This is a genomic window from Candidatus Stoquefichus sp. SB1 (genome assembly GCF_001244545.1).
GTDB lineage: Bacteria > Bacillota_I > Bacilli_A > Erysipelotrichales > Coprobacillaceae > Stoquefichus.
The window spans coordinates 25403-51167 of sequence record NZ_LN852695.1 but is presented as its reverse complement, the minus strand read 5'-3'; the positions used below and the strand labels follow the sequence as shown (position 1 = coordinate 51167).

The window sequence follows — 25765 nt, the reverse complement described above, 5'->3', positions numbered from 1 at the left end:
TATCCTGCAAGGTTCCTTTTTCCATTAAAATGATCTCTTTGTATTTCTTTTATTAGAGAATTGATACGTTTTAATGTTTTTTATCTTGTGATTGCCAATATAGGTAATCGCTCCATGCCCTATCTTCCCAAAGTAATTTCATAATTAATCATCTATAAGTTCATGTTCCTCAAGATGTGCTTTACCTGTCTTTATATCATCAACTATATTTGTTAAATACTGAATGTTCTTTTGTGAGTAAAAAGGATCTAATTCAATTGCAAAAGGAATTCTTTGTTCTCTTACCACTGTTTTTGAAAATATATTAAATAATGAAGATATTGTAAAACCTGTCTCATCACAGAATTTTTCTAATTGATGTTTGAGATTTTCATCCACTCTTATACTAATTGTCGTCTGTGCCATATTCACCACTCCTTCTATTAAAATTAGAATACATAGTATATACATTGTCAATAATATGTATTACATATTGAATGATATACTTATTGTTTATAGTTTCATTTATATTTTCATATTATGCCAACTCTATCATAATATAAACTTTTTTCTTTAAATAAATTTTGATTTCTTATCTTTAATGATAGTAGAAAAAAGGACTAAAGAGGATATTAATTTAACTGATAAAACATGGCATATGAACACTCAGAAATATCAATAAAAAAGTAACAATATTTTAACTGAGTTTGAATAGGATAGAATCGGTTATAAAGATTGATTGTATTTCAGTAAATCAAATAAATATGACTAAAAAAATCTAAATATATTAAAAAAGATATTGACCTTATAGTCGTTGAAAGGTGTATGGTTTGATTGAAAGGAAGGGATATATATGTATATCAAAAAAATAATGAACTCAGTTTTAATGATTATATTGAGTTTTGTGGTGGTAATGAATTTGACAGGATGTTCTCTTGGCAACGAGAAAGGTGAAGTTATTGATGTGAGTGTATTTTTATATAAGATAGTGAATTCAAAAGGAAATTACTCTTATTTATTAGGAACGTGTCATCCTGGCAGAAATGAAATAAAAACTTTAGATAAAGTAACAGAAGATTCTTTAAATGAAAGTGAAAATATTTGGTTAGAAGTGACGCTGGATCAAAGTCAATATAATTCATATGCACACTATTTAAGTGATAATAGTATTGATGATATGAAACTAACTGAGGAGTTGGATAAAGTGAAAGAGGAGTACTTTTCTTTGAAAAGATATTCAAATATTGAAACACTTAACGCTATGGCTTTATCATCTTATGCTTTGAATGATATATTAAAAGATATCAATGGCAATGAAATGAATTCAATAGATTTATATATATTTGATTATGCAAATAAGAAAAATAACTTTAAAGAAATTGAAAGTTTAGAAAAACAATTTTCATTATTTTCTGATATATCTTTACAATGTTCAAATTATATTATGGAATCATTATTAGATAGAGAAGGCTATATTCGAGATAGTAAAGAATTCTTGGATGCTTATTATTCAGGTAATAGACAATATTTTAAAAGAAATAATAAATTGCCAGTAACAGAATTTAAAAAAGAAGCTGAACTATATCAAAAAATGTTAGGGGAGGATAGGAATATATTTATGACAAATGAAATTAAGAGTTCTATTGAAGAGGAATGTATTCATTTTTTTGGTATTGGGTGTAGGCATTTATATGGTGAAAATGGTATTATTGAATTATTAAAACAAGATGGATATGATGTTATTTCTATGTCAAGTCAAGGAGGAGAATAGTTATTATGAAAATTAAAGAAGTAGAAAATATGTTACAAATGAATTCTCAGACAATTAGATATTATGATAAACTTGGTTTCTTGAACCCTCAATGAGACGAAAATGGATATAGAAATTATACTGTAGAGGATTTAAAAGTTTTAAAAAAGATTCGTTTTTTAAGAGAATTAGATATCTCATTAGAAATGATTGAAAGAATACTTCAGAATCAAAATGAATTTCAAAAAGTTTTAAATCAACATATTAAAACTTTACAAGTTCAGGTAGATAATTTAGAAGAGATACAGCAAAAATGTATTGAACTAAATCAAAAAAACATTCCTTTATTAGATGCAGTCGTTGATGGGGAATTTTATGAGATGTCAGCTAATGAAGACAAGCATATGAAATCATTGTTTCAAAAAGTGGCTAGTTTTATGCAACCATATCCAGTAATAACAATAGGTGTTAAAACAACACCTTATCAACTTATCAAATCAGGAGTATTATCATTTTTAATGATTGCATTTCTATTTATTGCGATGATTGTATATTTAAAAAATGCACATTTTATCAATCATATTCAATGGGGAATATGGATAGTAGGATGTCTATTGGTTTGGCTAGGCTTTATACTTATTGTTTTCAATGAAAAATATTATGAATTTGGAGATGTTCATTTTTATGTCTTTGATAGCTATAAAATGAAGTTAAAAAGTATAAAAGCTATTTTAAATAATACAACTCATACTTTAGCAAGAAAATATCTTTATAAAGATATTGAATATGTTAATGTGATTACTGAAAAAAAGTTGGGTGGTCTTGGTTTTGGACCTGTAACTTATTATAATATTAGATATCAATTTTATATGCGAGATGGTCATTGTTTTGAAATGAACAGTTCTTTATATCATGAAGCTGATCAAGATAGAAAATCAGTTTATGAGATTCTAGAATATCATGATGTTAAGATTGTTGATAAAAATAACTTGAAAAGAGCATTTTTACAGAATGAGTTATCAGTATATGAGTATCTAGAAAAGAATTATGAATGATACATTAGGTAGTTTGGGAATACAATTTGTGTTCCCAATTTTTTGAAATCAAACTATTATAATATGTATTTTCTTTGATAATTCAAAGTCTTTCAAATATCTATCATCAATCATTAAATAAAATGCTTCCTTAAGGTTACTTTATTGCAGTTTAATTAGCAGTTTGGTTTATAAAAATTTTAATATAATTAATTGATTTGTGAAGATCTTCTGATATAATAAATACTGTAAGAGAAGCATTAGTTTAGCTCACAAGCATAGTATATGAATAGGTAGAAATACCAATAGTAAAATAAAGACAATAATAAGAGGGTGTGGTAGATAGCTGAGTCTGAGCGATTCTACTATTTATTAAAACAGTGACACAAGAACCTGAGTTTAATAAATGAACCACAGGAAGGTGATTGGCTCCTAAGCCTGACCCACGGGCTAGTAAAATAATGTGGACTATGACTTTCCAATGAGGAAGTTCCAATCTGGGAACACAATTTGTGTTCCCGTTTTTCATGTTTGTTTCAATAAAAACGACTATAAAGCAATATCCTTCATAATTATTTTGCTTTATACTGTTTGAAAGTTATAAAATTAAAAAGTCCGGATAATAATAAGAAATTTTTGTTGAATAAAAAAACTTAAATTTAGTTTCAATACTTTAGAGTGGAACTTAACATTTTAATTCTGGAATAAGGTTTTCTTAATGTCAACTTCTTGACAAGATGAGCATATAGTATTATAGTTAGTATGCTAACAATTAGTATACTAACAAAAGAGGTGAAGTCATGAAAGTGCCATTATATATTCTCTTATTTAAAACATTTCATGCACAACGAAATAAAAATCGTATGCATATGGATGAATTCAATTTGTCTCCAGGACAACCCAAAGTTCTTCGCTATATTTCTTCACATAATGAATGTAAACTGAAAGATATAGCAACTGAATGCGATGTTGAGCCTGCAACAGTCAGTAAAATATTGAATAGTTTAGAAGAAAAGGGAATGTTAATTCGTCAAATTAATCCTCGTAATAAACGGGCATATCAATTACGTTTAACAGATCTAGGCGCAAGTGCATTAGAAAAATGGAATGTTCATTGTTTAGAAGTTGAAGAGATTTCTTTACAGGGTTTTAGTGATGATGAAAAAGAACAGTTTAGAAATTATTTAGAAAGAATGTATTTTAATTTAAGTGGTAAAGAAATAAGATAAAAAGAAGGGGGAATAAATGATGATTAAGCGTTTATATCCATATATGAAACCATATCGAAAGACCTTTTTGATGGCTTGTTTTTGTGTCATTGCAGAAACAGCATTTGAATTGGTCATTCCAACATTAATGGCAGATATTATAGATGTGGGTGTGGCTAATAGTGATCAGAATTATATTTTATGGAAAGGATTGCAGATGATTATCTGTGCTTTGTTGGCATTGGTGTTAGGGATTATGTATGCACGATATGCTGCAACTGCAGGGCAGGGGTTTGGTGCAGAACTTAGAAAAGATGAGTTTCAAAGAGTTCAGAATTTTTCATTCAAGAATACTGATCATTTTTCAACCTCATCTTTGATTACCAGATTAACAAGTGATGTCACAATTCTTCAAACCGCAATTAGTAATGGTATCCGTCCATTAGTGCGTTCGCCAGTTATGTTATTGATGGCATTGTTTTTCACATTTACAATTAATGCTGAATTATCTTTGATTTTTATTATAGTGACACCTATTTTAGGAATTGGACTCTTTATTATTGTGAGAAAAGTGGGTCCACTCTATCGACTAATGCAAGCAAGTATTGATAAAGTGAATACAGTTGTTCAAGAAAACTTAAATGCGATTAGAGTGGTGAAATCGTATGTTCGTGAAGGTTATGAAGAAGAAAAATTTGAAACTATTAATGAAAATTTAAAAGCAAATAGTGAACATGCTTTTCGTACATCTGTTTGGAATATGCCTTTATTTCAATATATGATGTATACAACAATTGTTTGTATTATTTTCTTTGGGGGACAAATGATTTTTGCAGGAACAATGAAAGTTGGAGAACTGACTGGATTTTTAAGTTATGTTATGCAGATTTTAAATTCATTAATGATGATTTCAGCAGTTTTCTTGATGTTGACAAGGTCTATTGCAAGTTGCGAACGTATTATTGAAGTTCTTGATGAAATTCCTGATATCAGTGATCCACAAAATACAGAATTGATTGTTCGTCGTGGTGATATTGATTTTCATCAAGTCAATTTTAAATATAAAGAAGAAGCTCAAGAGTATGCATTAAGTGATATCAATTTGCATATTCCAGCTGGTTCAACAATTGGTATTCTTGGTGGAACAGGTTCGGCAAAAACAAGTTTGGTTCAATTAATTCCAAGATTATATGATGTCAGCAGTGGCGAAGTCCTAGTTGATGGACGTAATGTCAAAGAATATTCAATTGAACATTTGCGTGATAGTGTTGGTATGGTTTTACAAAAGAATACATTGTTTAGTGGAACGATTAAAGAAAACTTAATGTGGGGAAATGAACATGCAAGTGATGAAGATATTGAATGGGCATGCCATGTAGCATGTGTAGATGAATTTATTGATAATTTTCCTAAACGTTATGAGACAGATTTAGGACAAGGTGGAGTGAATGTATCTGGTGGACAGAAACAGCGTTTATGTATTGCAAGAGCATTATTAAAACATCCTAAAGTCTTGATTCTTGATGATTCTACAAGTGCTGTTGATACAGCAACGGAAGCCAATATCCGTGAAGGACTTGCAAAATTAAATGAAACAACAAAGATTATCATTGCCCAGCGTGTTTCTTCTATCAAACATGCTGACCAGATTGTTATTATGGATGATGGAAAAATTCACGCAATTGGGACACATGATGAACTATTAAAGAATAATGCTATTTATCAGGATATTTATTATTCTCAAGAGGAAGGAGCTGGGATTGATGGCTAGACAAATCACAACTGCAAAGCCTAAAGATTTAAGGAAAACATTAGGCTCTTTTCAAAAGTATATGGGACATTATAAATATTCATTAGGATTCGTTGCTTTATTAGTTATGGTGAGTACTGGAGTAAACCTATGGGGAACATTTCAAATTCGTACTGTCGTTAATCGCTATATTTTACCTCAAGATTATCAAGGTTTAATTTCATTCGTACTCATTATGGCAATGGTTTATGCGGTAGGTGCAACTTCTACAGCGATTTACAAACAAGTCATGGTGCATACATCTCAAAAGATAGTCAAAGATATAAGACAAGATTTATTTCATAAAATGCAAAAACTGCCATTACGTTATTTTGATAGTCATACGCATGGAAATATTATGAGTCGTTTTACAAATGATTTAGATACAGTTCAAGATGCTTTTAATAACTGTTTTGATAATTTAATTCAAAGTTTCATAATGATTACCGGAACACTTATCTTAATTTTTGTCTTAAATTGGCAGCTTTCATTAATTGTTTTGGTTTGTATGATTGCAATGTACTTTTTGATTCAATATTTAAGTCAACGTAGTAAATATTACTTTAAACAACAGCAAATGTCTTTAGGAAATCTCAATGGGTTTATTGAAGAAATGGTTGATGGTGTTAAAGTTGTTAAAGTTTTTAATCATGAATCACAAAATATAGAAGAGTTTAATCGTCGAAATGCAGCTTTACAACATGCTTCTACAGAAGCTTTAACATATTCAGGAAGAACAATTCCAACAGTTGTTAGTATTTCTTATTTCAATTATGCGATTGTTGCTTGTGTCGGTGGCTTTATGACGATTGCTGGAATGATGGATTTAGGAAGTTTATCTTCATATCTGATTTTTGTAAGACAAACAGCTCAACCAGTCAATCAATTTACCCAACAATTGAATTTTATTTTGGCAGCCATGGCTGGAGCAGAAAGAATATTTGAAATGATGGAAGAAAAAGAAGAAATAGATGATGGTCTTGTGACATTGACTTGTGTCACTCAAGATGAGAATGGGACATTACAAGAATGTTCACATCATACTGGTCATTGGGCATGGCGTCATCCTCGTGAGAATGGAGAGGTTGAATTGGTTCCATTAACTGGCGATGTCCGTTTCCATGATGTTGTTTTTGGTTATGATGAAAATGTTACGATTTTAAAAGATATTAATCTGTTTGCAAAACCGGGTCAAAAGATTGCTTTTGTAGGAAGTACAGGCGCAGGAAAGACAACAATTACTAATTTAATCAATCGTTTTTATGATATCCAAAGTGGAAGTATTACTTATGATGGAATTGATATTAAACTCATTAAAAAAGATGATCTACGCAGATCAATATCTATTGTTTTACAAGATACCCATTTATTTACTGGAACAATTGCAGATAATATTCGTTATGGAAAATTAAATGCGGCAATGGATGAAGTCATTGATGCAGCAAAACTTGCCAATGCCCATAGCTTTATTAAGCGTTTGCCTGATGGTTATCAGACAATGCTGACGGGTGATGGTGCAAACTTATCACAAGGACAACGTCAATTGATTGCGATTGCCAGAGCAGCAATTGCGAATCCACCAGTATTGATTCTCGATGAAGCCACAAGTTCTATCGATACACGTACTGAAAAACTGATTGAAAAAGGTATGGATCGATTAATGGAAAATCGTACGGTTTTTGTGATTGCGCATCGTTTATCAACAGTTAGAAATTCAAATGCTATTATGGTATTGGATCATGGACAAATTATTGAACGTGGTAGTCATGATGAGTTAATTGCTCAAAAAGGACGTTATTATCAATTGTATACTGGACAATTTGAATTAGATTAAAGAGTTAGTCATAATCTGTTTTGGATAAATAGATTATGACTTTTATCATTTTTATTTACAAATAAAGTATTTAAAAATATAATAAGCAAAAAGAGGGGGAGATTTTATGATAGATGGACATATGCATTTAGAAAATGGACCACTAACAAAAGAATATGTATTAGAGTTTGTAGAATCAGCACATCAAAAAGGATTGGATGAAATTCAAATATTAGACCATACACATCGTTTTATTGAATTTGAACCTATTTATGAAGAATTAAAGCAATATGAAGTTCAAAAAACATGGTTAGAAAATAAAAAGATGAAATTCAAAGATCATCTTAGTGATTTTATTGAATTAATGGAAGAAGTCAAAGCAATGGATCTACCTGTTAAAGTCACATATGGACTAGAAGTCTGTTATGTTCCACAACATGAAGAGTATATTAGAAATGTTTTATCACAGTATCATTTTGATTTTGTGGTAGGGGCTATTCATTCTATTGATGGTATATTATATGATATGGGATTTTCTAAAGAATTATTATGGGATAAATATGATGTTAATCATATTTATAAGAGATACTATGAACTGGTTTTTCAGTTAATTGAATCTGATTTGTTTACACAACTTGCCCATCCAGATACGATTAAATTGTTTGAAATTTATCCAACATATGACTTGAAACCAACATATGAGAAGCTTGCTCAATTATTAAATAAACATCAAATGAAAGCAGAAAACAATGTAGGTTGTTATTATAGATATAATCATCCAGATATGGGATTATCTGATGAATTATTAGAGATATTGAAAAAAAATCATGTTGAATTGATAACCGCATCTGATGCACATAAACCAAGCGATGTTGGTAGTTATATCAAGGAAGCAATGCAAAGAATAATATAGAGATTAGTAAAGTGATAATCACAAAAGATGCGATTATCACTTTTTTGACAATTATGAAGAAAAAATCATTTTTCTATAAATTTGTTGTTCATCTTCACAAACATCTAATAAATTCATTGCTTCTTCAAAAGTTATGTTTTGTTTAGCCATTAACTTTAATGCAATATTTATTTTGGTTTTTATCTCACCATCATGAACACCTTTTTTCCATCCTTCTTCTTCGCCCTTTCTTCTAATATCATCCATAATTTTACACATTTTTAACTTGCCTCCTTCACTGTCTTTGAAATAACGCACACGATTCTTTAAGACTTCGTAGTACATATCATGATAATCCCTACACATGAAATCATGTGCTAGCCTACCAATTGGGGTATCATCCTGAATGCTTGCATTCACATAGATCAATTGCGTTTCATCTTGAATGTGCTCACCTGTTTCTTCAAGGGTACGATTGATATGGTAGAGTGAGAGTCCTTTTCTGAGATAATCATGCTCTGTAAAAAAGATAACACAAACAGAAGGTATATCCTGCCACTGTTCATTAGTAACTGTGATACTTGCATCAATAAGGCTTTGATGATATCTCGCTCTTTTAAAATGAGCACCAAAATTGCTTCTTTGGACTTCAATATTTATGTAACGGTTATCATCTGTTATAGCCAGTATATCCATTTTCACATCACGACCATATAGATTTTTAAGAACACGTTGATTGAAAAATTTTTTAATGGAAATATGCCGATGGAGAATAAGACTTAAGATGAGTTCAAGACAATCTTTATCTTCTAAGGCAATGGTCATAAAATCATCATCTATGAGTCGAAAATCCATAAGAGCTTCAAGATAATCGGGACGAAACAGAGAAACATCAGATGTCAAATAGATCACCTCGCTTTCTTTAGATAACGGAGGGTAATCTCTAAAAATAATATAACATATAAATTGCTTATAGTAAATATAATGTTATTTAGTGTAAAAAAAAGAACCCTCCTACTTAATATATACGCAAAAAAATTTCATTTTTCTTCTTTTTTTTGAAAAATATAAAAAAGAAGATTTTAATTCATTGATATATTCAATGCATTTCAATCTTCTATGCTTGCAATTATTTATTTACTATCAATAATATATTATAGATGATAATCCTTTATTGATCAGATGAGAAAAGTAGATTAATAACATTAAAAAATTCATCAAAATTATGGGTATCAAGAAGTTTTTGAATATTGGCAGGATTATCAAATATATGAATTAATTGATCAAAAAACTTAGAGAATATTTTTCTTGAATTGTCATTGATTCCAATAATTGCCACAACATGAACATATTTATTTTCTGACCAAAGAATGCCATCATTAAATAAAGCAATGGAAATAAAGCTTTTATGAGCACTTTTTGCTGTTAAGGCATGAGGAACAGCAATATCATGAAAAGCGGTTGAAGAAAGGGCTTCTCTATTGAGAACATCATGATAAAAATCTTTTCCTGTATAATGTAAACGAGATAAATCTTTAGTCATTTGAAGAAGCGTGTTATCTTTGTCAATAAATGGAGGATTCTTGTAAAATAATTGTTCATTGAAAAAACTAAGAATATAATCTTTAAGTTCGTTACGTTGCTTTATAAAAGAAATTTCTTCAATAATTTCTTCTATCTTATGATAATCATCTAAATCTAAAAATGGTTTAATATAAACAGATTTTGTTTGAAAATGTGTATTAATACCAGTATCAAGTATAAGTAAATCAATGTTTGGATCTATTTCATCAATATAATTACTTATGGGTGTTACTTTTTCAATAGAGATCTTATCATGAAATCTTTGACAAAGCTTTTTTAGTGTTGTTTTATAAAAGTCATAATATTCTATGTAAATATAAGCACAATTAACTCTGGTCATTTTCGTAAAGGAATTATCTTCAAAATATGAACCTATATGAAATGAAATAAATGCAATCTCATCTTCATTAAGATCAATATCATAATTTTGTTTAATTTGTTGAGCAATAAAGACAGCAATATCATAGATAAGAGGATAAGACATTTTAATTGTATCAGCTAATGGATTTTTAACATGAAAATTATTATGAGCTCTGAAAAAAAGATTTTGAATATGCAAAATGAATTTAGAAATAAAACTTTCTTTAAATGGAATTAAATAGTAATTCTCTTCCACCATTTGAATGATATTTCTAGTAATTTCAATATATTTATGATCTACATACTTATGAATATTACGAAGATTGAGATCATCATAATTAATCATATTTGATTGACTAATATTATTTGCAATAATAAGAGCAATATTCATTAATTCAGGCTCATTAAATAAAATACCATACTCTTCCATAAAATAATCTTTCATCATTAAAGCAACACGATAACTATTAGATTCAGTTATCTGATTATCTTCAATTTCTTCTAATAACTGATATCCGCTCTCTACTCGATTTAAAATAATGATAAGGTGTGTTGTTAGATTATTAAGAGAAAAATCATTACAAACAAGATGATAATGATTCATAGCATCCTTTAATTTTAATTGGATTTCATTATAATCATATTGAATTTCAAATAAATGAAAACCTTCCTGAAAAAATTGAGTATGAAAAGAATAATCAGAGATAAAAGAGTATATTAATTTACGCATATATTCTTCATGACCTAATAATTTCACAATATCTTTATTTCTAACAATTGAAAGTCTATATTTATCAATAAAAGATTTAATGATTTGAATATCTTTCTTAATTGTTGTTTCACTCACATAAAGTTCATCAGCAAAATCAAAAATATTATATCCATGGGGATGAGTGATGAGTTTTTGGATAATATATTCATGTCTTTTTTCTTGTTCTGTAGGTATATGTTTTTGATTATAAAGAAAGTTATCATATTTTTTCTTATCAATTTTATATCCTTGAGAACTTGAAATAATTATTTGTTCTTTACTATTAATTGTAGAAATATATTTTCTAACTTGTCTTTGTGATATGGCAAGATAGCGAGATAATTCACTACCCTTAACCCAATCATTCTTTTGTAAAAGATAGTGTAGAATTTTATGAGAGTTCTTCATTATGATACCTCCAAAATTGTCTGAAAAATATGACTATGCTTATTTTACTTCATTGTATAATATTCCCCATTTGTGAACAAATATAAAAGAGTTCCAGTAGTAGGAACTCTTTTATATTTGAGACATTTATACCAGATTGATATGATGACAATAGGGAAAGGAGGAAAAACCATGAAAAAAATACTTTTATGTTGTGGTTCTGGTGCTTCGAGTGGCTTTATGGCAAAGAATGCCAATACTGCTGCAAAAGTAAGACAGCTTGATTTTCATATTAAAGCAAGAAGTGAATCAGAAGTTGAAGATTATTTAGATGATATTGATTTGGTTATGGTTGGACCACATTTTAAACACAGATTAGAGGCTATAAAAGAAATAGCAAGCGAATATGATGTGCCAGTTGTACTTATTGATGGAATTGTTTATGGTGCTTTAAATGGTGATGGTCTTATTGATCAGATTATTGAGGTTTTACAATAGTTATTTAGAATTTTGGGAAAGGGGAAAATGTAATTATATTTTCGAATATAATGATCATACAAAGAGTATATGAATAAGTTTATGAATTATGTGGAAGAGCATGTTGCACCATTAATTAGAAAAATTGGACAAAATATATGGATTGGTGCAACACAAGAAGCTATTCTTGCTGCTGTTCCAGCGACGTTAGTGGGATCAGTTGCCACATTAATTAGTGTTTTTAGAGGTTTTGGACTTTCATTTTTACCAGATTTATCAATGTTAAGTAATTTTTCTTTTGGTTTATTTGGATTATTTCTAGCATATCAGCTTCCTTGCATTATTATGGAGAAAAAGAGACATAGAAAAGTAGCAAGACAAGCTGGTTTGGCTGGATTAGGTTTGTTTTTATTGCTGGTATATCCAAGTTTTAATGAACAGGGAAATCTTGTTTTAACAACAGCGAATCTTGGGGCTGGAGGTATGTTAAATGCATTGGTTTCAGGATATATTACTGCCATGGTTTTCAATATTTTTGCAAATCATTCATTTTTTAAAGAAGATTCAGCTTTACCTTCTTTTATAGTGACATGGTTTGATTCAATTATTCCATGGACATTATGTTTGTTATTTGGAATATTATTAACATTTACATTAGAGTTTGATTTAATTGAAGCAATTAGAGCACTATTACTTCCAATTTCAGCCTTCTCGCAATCATTTGGTGGATTTATATTGGTTATTGCATTGATTTTATTTATGTATTCCTTTGGGATTTCAGCTTGGATTATCTATCCTTTATTATCATTAATATGGATGGAAGGACAAAATGCAAATTTAGCTTTAGTTGCTCAGGGATTAGCACCAACAAATATTCACACATATGAAGTTTTCCAAATGTGTTTTATTGGGGGACAAGGCGCGACTTTAGCATTATGTTTGTTTATGTCTTTTTTAGCCAAATCAAAACGTGTTAAGACAGTTGGACGTGCGGCACTCATACCATCTATCTTTAATATTAACGAACCGATTGTTTATGGTGCGCCTGTTGCTTTTAATCCAACATTAATGATTCCATTTTGGTTTGCTGGCTTAGCCAATTCTATAATCGTTTGGATTGCTTTCTCTTCGGGTCTTTGCACCGTTCCAATAGAACCGTTCCGTATGACAATGCCTTCTCTTTTTTATGCCCCATTAGCATTAAAATCAGTAAGTGGTTTAATACTGCATCTGATATGTTTTATAGCAACAGCAGTTATTTATTATCCTTTCTTTAAAGTTTATGATAAACAGTGCTGTGAGCAAGATGAAAATAAAAAAATAGCTTCTTAATAATAGAAATGGATATGAAACAGATGGATATGATGATAAAAGAATATAATGCAAGTGATTTAAACAAATTAGCAATGGAGATTATTTTATATGCAGGGGATTGCAGAAATTTAGTTAATGAAGCTTTTAAAGCAACTGGAGATGGCAAAGATTACGAAGAAATTAAAGAGTTGTTTAATCAGGCAAGATTAAAAATTACAAAAGCCCATAAATTACAAACGGATGTTATACAGAATACGATTTTAAATGAGAAGCAGGAGATGACGATGTTATTTATTCATGCTCAGGATACTCTTATGACAATCAATTCAGAATTATTTATTTCTGAAAATGTTATTCAATTATATTGTAAAAATGGACTACATATAAAATTTAATGAATAGAAGGTGAGAATATGAATAAATTTCCAAAAGGATTTTTTTGGGGCGGAGCAACTTCAGCAGCTCAAATAGAAGGGGCTTATAATGAAGATGGCAAAGGTTTAGAAACAGGTGATTGTAAAACAGCAGGATCGTTTTCAAAAAGAAGAGAAATAACATTTATAGATAAAGATGGACATTTTGGGTCTATGCCATCAAGTCTTGGCAAATCACTTCCTAAAGGAGCACATCAAGCAATTCTTGATGGATATTTTTATCCAAGTCATGAGGCAATTGACTTTTATCATCATTATAAGGAAGATATTGCTCTGTTGGCAGAAATGGGATTTAAAATGCTGAGAATGTCTATTTCTTGGTCAAGAATTTATCCAACAGGTATTGAAGAAGAACCCAATCAAAAAGGAATTGCATTTTATAAGGATGTTTTTAAAGAATTACATAAATATGATATTGAACCATTAGTGACAATTTTCCATGGAGATTTACCTTTATATCTTGAGGAACATTATCAAGGATGGGTTAATCGTGAACTGATTGATTTCTATATGAAATTAGCCAAAACATGTTTAACAGAATTCAAAGGTTTGGTTAAATATTGGTTACCATTTAATGAAATGAATGACTATTTACTGATGTTAGATATGTTTGGAAATGTTTCTACAAAAGAGAGTCACAAACACAGTTTTCAGATGATTCATAATATGTTAGTTGCCAATGCAAGAACAGTGAAGTTGGCTCATCAGATTGATTCAGAAAATAAAGTAGGCTCAATGATTTGTGGTATTCCCAATTATCCTGGAAGCTGTGATCCGGTAGATATTTTAGAAACAAGATATCGCTGGGAAAAAGGGATTTATTATACAGGTGATGTACAATGTTTTGGAGAGTATTCACCATTTTCAAAAAGATTGTGGAATGAATATGAAATTTGTTTAAATACAAAACCACAGGATTTTGTAGACTTTAAAAATGGAACTGTTGATTTCTACACATTTTCTTACTATATGACAAATATTGTAACAACTCATGAGGTTAATGATATTGTTCAGGGGAATTTTGCTAATGGAGCAAGAAATCCATACTTAGAATATTCTGAGTGGGGCTGGTCATATGATCCAAAAGGATTACGCTATTATTTAGAGGTCATATATGATCGTTATCATCTACCAATGATGATTACCGAAAACGGTTTAGGAGCAATTGATAAACTGGAAGAAGATGGTTCTATTCATGATGATTATCGTATTCGATATTTACAAGATCATCTACATGAATGTAAAATAGCAATTGAACATGGGGTTGATTTAATTGGATATACAATGTGGGGCTGTATAGATCTTGTCAGTGCAAGTACAGGACAGATGTCGAAACGATATGGATTTATTTATGTGGATAGAGATGATGAAGGAAATGGGACGCAAAAAAGAATAAAGAAAGATTCTTATTATTGGTATCAAACAGTGATTGCAACAAATGGGGAAGAACTTTAATGAAACACAATACTTATGAAATTATCTCCCTTATTTCATAAGTATAAATGAATAATAAGAAATGAAAGCAATGCAATCTCATATGCATTGCTTTTTAACATATATAAAAACAACAAAATCAATTCATAATTTTGTTATAGGGGATTTCCATTTTGACTACAATGAATATAAATAAAGGAGGTCAGAATGAAAAAAACAGTTTATGGATATATTCGTGTATCAAGTAAAGATCAAAATGAAGATCGACAGGTGATTGCTATGAAGTCATTTGGTGTTTTACCATCACATATGATTATTGAAAAACAATCAGGAAAAGATTTTAATCGTCCATTATATCAAAGACTTATTAAAAAGTTACAACCAGATGATATTATTGTCATTAAAAGCATTGATAGATTAGGTAGGAATTATGATGAAATTATTGAACAATGGCGGATGATAACCAAAGTAAAACAAGCAAGCATTGTTGTTTTAGATATGCCATTATTAGATACACGAAAAGAACGTGATTTAATGGGTGTACTTATTTCAGATATTGTTTTACAGCTATTGAGCTATGTTGCTCAAACCGAAAGAGAAATGATTCACCAAAGACAAGCTGAAGGCATTGCAGCAGCCAAGGCGAAAGGTGTACAATTTGGACCGCAAAGAAAAAAACTGCCTGAAGAATTTTATTTTTATGCTAAGTTATGGCATAAGGGTGATATATCTTCAAGACAGGCTGCTAAACATCTTGGCATTTCTTATCAAACTTTTTTAAGGAGAGTTAAAGAAATGCAACATATTTAATTTTTTAATCATATGTCACAAATTGTAGAATATTAGTCACAAAATATAAAAAACAATAATCCTATTGTATTGAATATGTTTTACTCTATTCTATCTATTAAAATTAGTATACCTCTCTTGTTACAAATTGTCTACAACCTGTAACAAAAGGAGGGTGGTATAATGAAATATATGATGTGGGAACAATTGCTAGAAAGCTTTAAAGATACAGTTTTATTTCAATATGACTGTCATACCAATCAGATCATTTATTATCCTTCATCATTATTTTTCTATCTGAATGAAGAGCAAATTCCTAAGACCATACATCCTTATGAACAAGATCAATTAAGATCACTATTTAAAGAACAATCGTTATATCAGGATGGTCAATTCTATTTAAGAGTCTTAAGTCAGTACAAACAAGAATTATGGTGTACATTACAATATCAATATATTTATGAAGAAAAGACATATATTGTTGGGAAAATAACGAATGTTGATCGTTTGTTTAGACAAATGAAATATTTTGTAGAAAAATCAGAAAGAGATAGTTTTACAGGGTTATTTAATAAAATGACAGTTGAACAAAAAATAAGTGAACAACTTAAGATATGCTATAGTGGTATGTTATTGATGATGGATATTGATGGATTTAAAGATATTAATGATCATTATGGGCATTTATATGGAGATAAAGTTTTGCAGTGGTTGACAAAAAGATTACAAGATGTTTTTTATGGAGATATTTTAGGAAGAGTAGGTGGTGATGAGTTTATTGTATTTGTAAAAGATATAGAACATTATCATTCTTTTACTTTGAAGATTGAGAATTTAATTCATGAATTAAAGGACGAACATTTAGAGTTTAAACAGCTTTCAATAAGTATTGGTATTTCTAGATATCCAGAGGATGGAGAGAGTTATATTGAACTTTATGATAAAGCAGATCAGGCTATGTATGATGTTAAGCATGACCAACAAAGAAATTATAATTACTATCAGATAACAAAGGAAGATTAAAGAAAAATCACAATATGTTTTGTATTGTGATTTTATTTATATAAAAAAGTTCTTTTCTTCATAAAATAGCATAGAATATAAAGAATTGTGTTTAATTGTATACAATTCTAATAAAAAAATAATAAAATTTGTATTTTTTAATAAAATTACTGGACAAATTTGTTTTTATCAAATATAATAGCAACAACATTATAAAGGAGGACGTCAAATATGACACAAAAAAGAGTTTACAATTTTTCTGCAGGTCCATCAACATTACCTGTACCAGTATTAGAAAAAGTAGCTGCTCAAATGTTGAATTATAAAGATAGTGGTATGAGCGTTATGGAAATGAGTCATCGATCATCGTCCTATCTTGAAATCTTTAATGAAACAAAAGCATTATTAAAAAAGGTATTAAATATACCTGATAACTATAAAATCTTATTTATCCAAGGTGGAGCAACACAACAATTCTCAACAATTCCATTAAACTTAATGAAAAATGGAAAAGCTGATTATATTATTACAGGTGCTTTCTCTAAAAAGGCAGCACAAGAAGCGAAAAAGTTTGGAGATATTCATATTGCTTACAATGGGGCTGACAATGGATTTAAACATATTCCAACACAAGAAGAATTAGATTTAAGAGAAGATGCATCTTATGTTCATCTTTGTGCAAATAACACAATTTTTGGAACAGAGTGGAAATATGTACCAGATACAAAAGGAGTTCCGATTGTTGCTGATATGTCATCTAACATTTTGTCTAAACCAATCAATGTTGCTGATTATGGAATGATTTATGCAGGTGCGCAAAAGAATATGGGTATTGCTGGACTAGGCGTTGTTATTGTGAGAGAAGATTTAATTGCAGATCATAAAGAAAATATTCCTGTTTTAATGGAATATGATACGATTGCTGATAATGATTCAATGTATAACACACCACCAACTTTTTCAATCTATGTATTAGGATTAATGCTTGAATGGATTGATTCATTAGGTGGATTAGAAGCAATGCAAAAGAAAAATGAAGAAAAAGCAAATTTATTATATGATTATTTAGATACAACTGATTTCTATCAGACACATAGTGATAAAGATAATCGTTCATTAATGAATGTTACGTTTACTTGTCCTACTAAGGATTTAGATGCTCAGTTTGTTAAAGAGTCAATTGCTGCTGGAATGTCTAATTTAAAAGGACATCGTTCAGTAGGTGGTATTCGTGCATCTATTTATAATGCTATGTCATTAGAAGGTGTAGAAGCGTTACTTGAATTTATGAAAAAATTTGAAAAAGAGAATAAATAGGAGATTATTATGAATAAAATTAAATTATTAAATAAGATTTCTCCAGTAGGACTTGATTTATTTGAGGGAAAATATCAAGTGGGAGAAGAAATGGATGAAGAAGATGGTATTTTAGTACGTTCTGCATCTTTACATGAATATCCATTAAATCCGAATTTAAAAGCAATTGCCAGAGCAGGTGCTGGTGTTAATAATATACCATTAGATAAATGCAGCGAAGAGGGGATCGTTGTCTTTAATACACCAGGAGCGAATGCAAATGCTGTTAAGGAATTAGTATTATGTGGGCTTTTCTTATCATCACGTAAGGTTGTTGAAGGAATTGATTGGGTTAAATCTTTAAAGGGGAATGAAGATGCTGCAAAATTGGTTGAAAAGGGGAAAAGCCAATTTGTAGGACCTGAAATTGAAGGTAAAAAATTAGGGGTTATAGGATTAGGTGCTATTGGTGTCAATGTTGCAAATGCAGCCATTAAATTAGGAATGGAAGTTTATGGATATGATCCATATATTTCAGTGAATGCGGCATGGGGTATGAGCAAGTGGGTAAAAAATGCTCGAACGATGGAAACTATTTTTAGTGAATGTGATTATATTACATTACATGCACCAAGTACTAAAGAAACAAAGGGGATTATCAATGCAGAAAATATTGCATTAATGAAAGATGGTGTCCGTATCTTAAACTTTGCTAGAGCAGATCTTGTAAATTCTCAAGATGTTCTCAAAGGTGTTCAAGATGGAAAGATTGCAAAATATATTACAGATTTTGCAACACCAGATATTATTGATCAAGACAATGTGATTGTTATACCGCATTTAGGTGCTTCGACTCCAGAATCTGAAGACAATTGTGCGCGTATGGCAGTAAAAGAGATAAAAGATTATCTAGAAAGTGGTAATATTGTGAATTCAGTTAACTTCCCAACTATTAACGAACCACGTACCACAAAATATCGTATTTGTTTGATTCATAAAAATGTACCAAACATGTTAGCGCAATTTGCCACTCTTTTAGCTAATCAAGAAATTAATATTGAAAACATGGTTAATAAAGCCAAGGGTGATTATGCCTATACTATTATTGAAACAAATGATGTTGTTGGAATTGATGATTTTAATGCATTAGAAAATGTTGTTAAAGTAAGAGTTATAGATTAAATGTAAAGAGATATAGCAGTATTTTATAATATTGTTATATCTTTTTTTGTCCATCAAAAATTTGGATGCGTCAGCAAATCAACAAGTCACAGCTGATAAGATGGAGAAACTACAGTTTGCTTGTCACTAAATGCTAGTATATCATTAATAACAGTATCTAACAAAAGATAGTTAGGACATCATTATGGTTATGATATGAATCAGAGAAAGGGTAGATGGTTATAATGAAAGAAACGGACTGGTTATTGAAAAATAACTATAAAACAGATTCTTCTCATACTTACAGATAATATGCTATCTGATAGAAGGGAGAATATGAGATATAGTTTTAAACAGGAGAAAAGAAACAATCTGATGTCTGGCTATAAGTCATATGGCATTGTTTTAATAATTCGTTATCTTGAATATCACAATAAAATCACAATATTTAATTGTATCAATTTCCAATTTTTGTTATAATATTCACATACCATTGGGGTGTTACTTGTTTTAAAAATAAAGAATTTGTCAACCTATACCATTTAGTACTAGCTGATTATTGCATAATAATCAGTTTTTTTATGTCAATTTCCTTTATAAATTAACTTTGAACAAAGTCCGTTTAAGTATGATATTACGTACATAAATATATGAAAACTGGTATGTTTATGTCGCATTTGGTTATATGGGAGGGATCAATGAGAAGAATAAAAAATAATCAGTTAATTTTGTTTAAATTCTATAAAAATAACAAGAAAGGAAAAAGAAAATGAAAAAGAAAAAACAAGTTTGTAAATTTGTAAAAGTCATGTTTTTGATAATGGTACTTGTAATGGGTACTGTTGGCTTACAGAATATGAATATTGTTAAAGCAAATACTGCTTATACTCTTAAAGCCAATATAACGTTAAATACAATAAATAGTGCGAATTTAAGAAGTGCAGTTGTTTATTACAATGACAATCCAAATATAGCATTTGACTCTAGTAACCCTGTTGCTAGTTATCAAAAATTAACAGCGAATGTGAGTGGCAAAACTTTGACACTTAATACAACAATAGCAACACAGGTTCCATATATTATTGTTATTGCAACTGATACAAATAATATTCAATATTTTGCTGGATTTGCTCCAAAATGGGATGGAAGTAAATGGAATTGTGGTGGAGGTACACAACATTATCCACCTGATATGGCTACTGGTGGTACTGAAATTACTATTGGATATCTGGCAAGCCATTTCTTGCCTAATATTATTCAATTAAAAGATTTAAATATTGGTAATATCAGTTCTTCATATTCATATACAGGTAGCGCTATTGTACCTAAACCATCGATTTCATTAAGAAGTGATAGTATTTTCAATTCTACAGGAAACAATATTCTTCTTGGTGAAAATACAAATTATACAATAAGTTATTCAAATAATGTTAATGTAGGGTTAGGAAAAATGCAGATTTCATTTAATAAACCATACAGTGGAACTGTAGAATCTCAATTTAGAATTGTTGCTAAATCAATAAGTGAAGCTGCTATAAATGCAACTTTGGATAAAACGGCATATGGATATACGGGTAGTGCAGTATCTCCTATTCCTACAGTTATTGTTGAAGGAAAAACATTAACAAAAGATAAAGATTATACAATAACATATGGTGAATTAACAAAGATTGGTAGTGGATATAAAGCAAAAGTGACATTGCAAGGTAATTATAGTGGAACAAAGGAAGTGACATATAGCATTATAGATACAACAGTTGCTTTCATGAATAATTATTTAGGAGGCGAATCTGCTCCATATACTAAAGTAACGACTACTAATTATCAACAGATCATTAATGGTGAATCAACGTATAATACAATGACTGATGGACAAAAGAAATTAATTAATGACAGATTAACAGATACAACTTATCCTGAGTTATTAGCAGAAGCTAAACTTATGAAAGTTAAGCAAGATGCTCTCAATAACATTGATACAAATGCAAATACACAAAAAGCAGCAATCAATGCTTTGTCATATTTAACAAAAGCAGAAAAGGATAAATACATAGCTGATATTGATCAAGCAATAGCAACTGCTAAGAATCAGATAAGTAATGCTGACAATACTAGTGATGTTGATTCAATAAAAACAAACCTAACAAACAGTATAAATAAAACTAAAGAAACAGCAATTTTACAGAATGAAAAAAATAAAGTGATAAGTGAAATTGATTTAGATGTCAAAAAGAAAACTGAGGAAATCAATGCACTTAATAACCTCAGTGCTAGTGAAAAGAAATCATTTATAAATCAAATTAATGCTGCATCCACAACAGCAAAACAAGCAGTAGAAGATGCGTCGTCATCTGCTGCTATAGTGACAGCTAAAAATGCATATGATAGCAGCAGTCAAAAAACAAAAGAAGCTGCCCAATTACAAAACGCAAAGAATAAGGCAAATGAAAATATCTTACAGTATGCTAAAACAAAAAAAGATGAAATTGCTAAACTGGATTTATCAGATACACAAAAGACAAAATTAAATAAAGAAATTGATCAAGTAGTAGGTAAAGCTAAAGATGCTATCACTCAATCAAACAGTATTAGTGATGTTGAAACATTAGAAAAGAATGCTAAAACATCTATTGATAATGAAAAAAATCAGGCAATAGGTGAAGAGTTTGCTAATAAATATATTAGAAAAGAAAAAGATGGTCCTATTTATAAAGAAACAACAAGTCAAAATGTAGATCAGATTTTAAATGGAAAAGAACCATGGAAGGATTTAACAGTTCAACAACAAGCTATTGTTGATCAGATTATTAAAGATGGATCTAATTTTACAACTTATCAGGATTATTTAGATAATGCAGATAAGTATCTTGATCAATATTCTACAAAATTTATTAAGAATCACATGACACAAGACAATGATATTATCACGGAAGTCAAATTATCAACATTAGATAATATCTTAGGTGGAGAAAAAGAGTTTGGTGAGTTAAGTCAATCTGAAAAGAATGCTATTAATAAGAAATTAAAAACTGCAGGAGCGACTCAAACATATGAGGAAATGTTGACTGATGCACATATGTTAGCGAAGGAAAATGCTTCAACTTTTGTTAAGGATTATTTAACAGTTGATAATCAAGTCGTGACAGAAGTCAATCAAAAGACGTTGGATGCGATTTTATCAGCAGAAAGTGAATATAGTACTTTAACTCAATCTGAAAAAGATGAAGTCAATGCCAAATTAAAAGCATCAGGATCAACTCAGACATATGAGGAAATGCTTGCTGAAGCGAAAGTCATGCTTACTGAAACAACGAATCACTTTATTGAAAATCATATGACACAAAATAATGAGATTATCACGAAAGTCAAGATTTCAACACTAGATAATATTATAGGAGGAGAAGATGATTTTAATGCCTTGACATATGCTCAGAAAGCAGAAATCAATGCAAAGTTAAAAACTGCAGGAGCGACTCAAACATATGAAGAAATGTTAGCTGATGCACATATGTTAGCAAAGGAAAATGCTTCAACTTTTGTTAAGGATTATTTAACAGTTGATAATCAAGTCGTGACAGAAGTCAATCAAAAGACATTGGATGCGATTTTATCAGCAGAAAGTGAATATAGTACTTTAACTCAATCTGAAAAAGATGAAGTCAATGCTAAATTAAAAGCATCAGGATCAACTCAGACATATGAGGAAATGCTTGCAAAGGCAAAAGCAATGTTAGAAGGTACAGCAGATGGCTTCCTTAAAATACATATGACAGATTCAAGAAATGAGTTGATTACAGTTGTAACAAGAGAAAACTTGGATAAAATTATAAATGGAGAAATGGATTTCAATGCATTAACAGCAGCACAAAAAAATAAAGTGAATGCCGAGTTAAAAGCTGCAGGAGCAACACAAACATATGAAGAAATGTTGGCAACTGCAAAGAAAATGGTTCAACAAAATGCTAATGATTTTATTGATAAATATGTAAGTGATAGAAGTAGGAATATCTATAAGACTGCAAATCAATCTAATTATGCACAGATTCTTTCTGGTCAAGAAGTTTGGAATCAATTAAGTGAATCAGAAAAGAATGCTATCAATGAGTTATTAATTCATTCAGGCGGTAAGACATATGAGGAATTATTGAAACAAGCAAATGAGATCAAAAAATCAGTCAAAACAGATGATGATACAGATATGATGCCTCTTTATATGCTTTTATCATCTTCATTAGTACTTGGTGGCTATATTTATATAAAAAGAAAGCAGACCATTTAAAATTATACCAAGAGAGTTATCTCTTGGTATTTCTTAAAAATAAGGAGAATAAAGATGAAGTCCAGTAATACTGTATATTTAATTTTAAATCAAGATGAAACACAATATCAAAATAAAAGACAAGAAACAATGATGTATAGGCAAATAGGAAAATTTATTGATCAAAGTAGATATGAAGAATGTAAAGTTGCCATTTTTGAACTCAAAGAAATATTGACAGTTAAGGATTTAAAAGAAAATAGAAAATTAAATAAATAGAAGATAAGAACCTCTCAAGATAAGTGTAAAACAATAAACACAGAATTGAAGAGGTTCTTTTATATAGAATGAAAGTATTAAAGACATTCATTGTTTCATAGGAATTATATGTAAATTATGCTAGAATAAAGAAAAAGGGGATTGATAATTGTGAAAAAAATAGGAATATTGATAGCTCTTGTTTGCTGTTTGTTTGGTTGCCAGAGTCAAACAGAGATAACAGATTTTGAGGAATCTAAAGCATATACTTATCAAGATGAATTAGAGTTTGAATTGATTAAAACAGAGGTTACACAGCAAATTGCACCATCTAATAAAAATAAGACATATAAGTATATAGAACCAAGTCAAGATAATTATGTTTTTATTGATATGGTGGTTAAAACAATTAATCTATCAAAAAAAGAAAAAAGATTAGAAGATATATTTGCTGGTCATTTTGAAGTGAATAAAGAATCATATGAGATGAAACAGGTTGTAGAAACAATCAATTATAATCAAATGAGTACAACTGATACCATTAAAACAAATGAAACAAGATATATTCATCTTTATTGTGAAGTCCCTAATGATCAAATTAAAGAAGAGGCAACGATTATTTTTAAAGTTTTAAATCAGTATGATTTTCAATATACATTTTTAACTGAACAACATGTTATGAATAATGATACAAAATCCTTAGGTGATATTTTAACACTTCAACAATCTCAAATTGCTTTAAACAATATTTTAAAAACTGATAAAGTAGAACCATCAAATAAAGGTTTCTTTTATAGTTATATACCAACAGATCATGATGATGAGACATTTGTTATTTTACAGGTGGATATAAAAAATACTTCTGATATATCATTAGATCCTAATGAATATCTTTATTGTGAATATTTAGTAGATAATCAACAAATTAAATCAAAGATTATTATTGAAAGTGAGAATCATAAATCACTTTCACAAACAGATCATATTAAGTCATTAGAAACACGTACATTGTATTTGGCTATGCCAGTTAAAAATAATCTTCTCAAACAAAAAGGAATGATACATTTGTTTGTTGAAGGAAATACTTTTGAAATTCAGATTTAGATACAGTTTGATGACTGTATCTTTTAAATTACTTATTATAATATATCTGTAAAAATAAATCTATTTTTTTGCTTCTATATATTGACAAATTGGGAAAAGAGGAGTATTCTAAACATGAAGTTAGATAATGCTAACTTATATTTAAAACACTGAGTTAGATGAAACTAACTTGATGAGCGGTCGTATTATAGAGTGATAAGAAAGAGAGGTAGTCATGATGCCATTGACATTCGCTGATGTAAATAAAGAAAATATTATCAAAAAAGTAGGTGGTGGAAATGAAACAAAACGTCATCTTGAAAATCTGGGGTTTGTTCCAGGGAGTTTAGTTTCTATCATTACTAAAAATAAAGGAAGTATAATAGTCAATATTAAAGATTCTAGAGTCGCTATTAGTGAAGAACTTGCAAAAAAAATTATGATTTAAAAGGGGGGATAAATATGACATTAAAAGAAGTTGAAGTTGGTAGTCGCGTGACTGTTAAGAAATTAAATGGTCAAGGAGCTATAAAACGTAGAATCATGGATATGGGAATTACAAAAGGTGTTGAGGTTTATGTTAGAAAAGTTGCACCATTAGGTGATCCTATAGAAGTGACAGTAAGAGGATATGAATTATCTTTAAGAAAAGCAGATGCTGCTATGATTGATGTTCTTTAGCAGCATTAAAAAATATTAACGAGTTAGTTTAG

At 29.6% G+C, this 25765-nt stretch carries 21 protein-coding genes and 1 pseudogene; 19 read left to right on the top strand and 3 right to left on the bottom strand.

Annotated features, from left to right (window positions below; translation table 11 throughout):
- Nucleotides 1-144: 144 nt before the first annotated feature.
- Nucleotides 145-405 (bottom strand): type II toxin-antitoxin system RelB/DinJ family antitoxin, encoded by a 261-nt coding sequence (locus BN1865_RS08335; protein ID WP_050636807.1) that lies wholly within the window; start codon nucleotides 403-405, stop codon nucleotides 145-147.
- 445 nt (nucleotides 406-850) lie between these two features.
- Between BN1865_RS08335 and BN1865_RS08330 the strand changes: the two genes are divergently transcribed.
- The 6 genes and pseudogenes from BN1865_RS08330 to BN1865_RS08305 all read left to right on the top strand — a co-directional run bounded on the left by BN1865_RS08330 (nucleotide 851) and on the right by BN1865_RS08305 (nucleotide 8486).
- Nucleotides 851-1750, top strand: a complete 900-nt coding sequence (locus BN1865_RS08330) for a TraB/GumN family protein (RefSeq protein ID WP_198527266.1) — start codon at nucleotides 851-853, stop codon at nucleotides 1748-1750.
- A 5-nt stretch (nucleotides 1751-1755) separates the two neighbouring features.
- Nucleotides 1756-2784 (top strand): annotated as a pseudogene (locus BN1865_RS08325) (MerR family transcriptional regulator).
- 779 nt (nucleotides 2785-3563) lie between these two features.
- Nucleotides 3564-3992 (top strand): MarR family winged helix-turn-helix transcriptional regulator, encoded by a 429-nt coding sequence (locus BN1865_RS08320; protein WP_050636804.1) that lies wholly within the window; start codon nucleotides 3564-3566, stop codon nucleotides 3990-3992.
- 19 nt (nucleotides 3993-4011) lie between these two features.
- Nucleotides 4012-5742: an ABC transporter ATP-binding protein gene (locus BN1865_RS08315; RefSeq protein ID WP_050637556.1), complete on the top strand. Its 1731-nt coding sequence runs from the start codon at nucleotides 4012-4014 to the stop codon at nucleotides 5740-5742.
- Nucleotides 5735-7594 carry an ABC transporter ATP-binding protein gene (locus BN1865_RS08310; RefSeq protein WP_050636803.1) on the top strand — a complete coding sequence of 620 codons (1860 nt, stop codon included), beginning with the start codon at nucleotides 5735-5737 and terminating at the stop codon, nucleotides 7592-7594. The genes BN1865_RS08315 and BN1865_RS08310 overlap by 8 nt, the downstream gene beginning before the upstream one ends.
- 106 nt (nucleotides 7595-7700) lie before the next feature.
- Nucleotides 7701-8486: a PHP domain-containing protein gene (locus BN1865_RS08305; protein ID WP_050636802.1), complete on the top strand. Its 786-nt coding sequence runs from the start codon at nucleotides 7701-7703 to the stop codon at nucleotides 8484-8486.
- A 51-nt stretch (nucleotides 8487-8537) separates the two neighbouring features.
- Here the strand turns inward: BN1865_RS08305 and BN1865_RS08300 are convergent, their stop codons facing one another.
- Nucleotides 8538-9377, bottom strand: coding sequence for a PD-(D/E)XK nuclease family transposase (locus tag BN1865_RS08300; protein WP_157844108.1), 840 nt, complete (start codon nucleotides 9375-9377; stop codon nucleotides 8538-8540).
- A 259-nt stretch (nucleotides 9378-9636) separates the two neighbouring features.
- On the bottom strand, nucleotides 9637-11568 hold the full coding sequence (locus tag BN1865_RS08295; RefSeq protein ID WP_050636800.1) for a BglG family transcription antiterminator: 1932 nt from the start codon (nucleotides 11566-11568) through the stop codon (nucleotides 9637-9639).
- A 171-nt stretch (nucleotides 11569-11739) separates the two neighbouring features.
- Between BN1865_RS08295 and BN1865_RS08290 the strand changes: the two genes are divergently transcribed.
- From BN1865_RS08290 to BN1865_RS08230, 13 genes are all read left to right on the top strand, one after another.
- Nucleotides 11740-12045, top strand: coding sequence for a PTS sugar transporter subunit IIB (locus BN1865_RS08290; RefSeq protein WP_050636799.1), 306 nt, complete (start codon nucleotides 11740-11742; stop codon nucleotides 12043-12045).
- Nucleotides 12046-12126: 81 nt separating this feature from the next.
- On the top strand, nucleotides 12127-13356 hold the full coding sequence (locus BN1865_RS08285; RefSeq protein ID WP_050636798.1) for a PTS sugar transporter subunit IIC: 1230 nt from the start codon (nucleotides 12127-12129) through the stop codon (nucleotides 13354-13356).
- A 14-nt stretch (nucleotides 13357-13370) separates the two neighbouring features.
- On the top strand, nucleotides 13371-13739 hold the full coding sequence (locus tag BN1865_RS08280) for a PTS lactose/cellobiose transporter subunit IIA (protein WP_232780359.1): 369 nt from the start codon (nucleotides 13371-13373) through the stop codon (nucleotides 13737-13739).
- A gap of 11 nt (nucleotides 13740-13750) precedes the next feature.
- Nucleotides 13751-15226, top strand: coding sequence for a glycoside hydrolase family 1 protein (locus BN1865_RS08275; RefSeq protein WP_050636797.1), 1476 nt, complete (start codon nucleotides 13751-13753; stop codon nucleotides 15224-15226).
- 186 nt (nucleotides 15227-15412) lie between these two features.
- The gene (locus tag BN1865_RS08270; protein ID WP_050636796.1) at nucleotides 15413-16015 is read left to right on the top strand and encodes a recombinase family protein; all 603 of its coding nucleotides are present in this window, start codon (nucleotides 15413-15415) and stop codon (nucleotides 16013-16015) included.
- Nucleotides 16016-16177: 162 nt separating this feature from the next.
- Complete coding sequence (locus tag BN1865_RS08265) at nucleotides 16178-17017, top strand: GGDEF domain-containing protein (RefSeq protein WP_050636795.1); 840 nt, start codon at nucleotides 16178-16180, stop codon at nucleotides 17015-17017.
- A gap of 210 nt (nucleotides 17018-17227) precedes the next feature.
- Nucleotides 17228-18313 carry a 3-phosphoserine/phosphohydroxythreonine transaminase gene (gene serC, locus BN1865_RS08260; protein WP_050636794.1) on the top strand — a complete coding sequence of 362 codons (1086 nt, stop codon included), beginning with the start codon at nucleotides 17228-17230 and terminating at the stop codon, nucleotides 18311-18313.
- 9 nt (nucleotides 18314-18322) lie between these two features.
- Complete coding sequence (locus tag BN1865_RS08255) at nucleotides 18323-19474, top strand: phosphoglycerate dehydrogenase (RefSeq protein ID WP_050636793.1); 1152 nt, start codon at nucleotides 18323-18325, stop codon at nucleotides 19472-19474.
- Between the two features lie 748 nt (nucleotides 19475-20222).
- Nucleotides 20223-23732: a DUF1542 domain-containing protein gene (locus BN1865_RS08250; RefSeq protein WP_050636792.1), complete on the top strand. Its 3510-nt coding sequence runs from the start codon at nucleotides 20223-20225 to the stop codon at nucleotides 23730-23732.
- A 54-nt stretch (nucleotides 23733-23786) separates the two neighbouring features.
- Nucleotides 23787-23990, top strand: coding sequence for a hypothetical protein (locus tag BN1865_RS08245; RefSeq protein ID WP_050636791.1), 204 nt, complete (start codon nucleotides 23787-23789; stop codon nucleotides 23988-23990).
- Nucleotides 23991-24140: 150 nt separating this feature from the next.
- Complete coding sequence (locus BN1865_RS08240) at nucleotides 24141-25073, top strand: hypothetical protein (RefSeq protein WP_232780358.1); 933 nt, start codon at nucleotides 24141-24143, stop codon at nucleotides 25071-25073.
- Between the two features lie 214 nt (nucleotides 25074-25287).
- A complete protein-coding gene (locus BN1865_RS08235; RefSeq protein WP_050636789.1) occupies nucleotides 25288-25500 on the top strand; it encodes a FeoA family protein in 213 nt (70 codons plus the stop codon).
- 14 nt (nucleotides 25501-25514) lie between these two features.
- Nucleotides 25515-25733 (top strand): FeoA family protein, encoded by a 219-nt coding sequence (locus BN1865_RS08230; protein ID WP_050636788.1) that lies wholly within the window; start codon nucleotides 25515-25517, stop codon nucleotides 25731-25733.
- Nucleotides 25734-25765 lie beyond the last annotated feature (32 nt).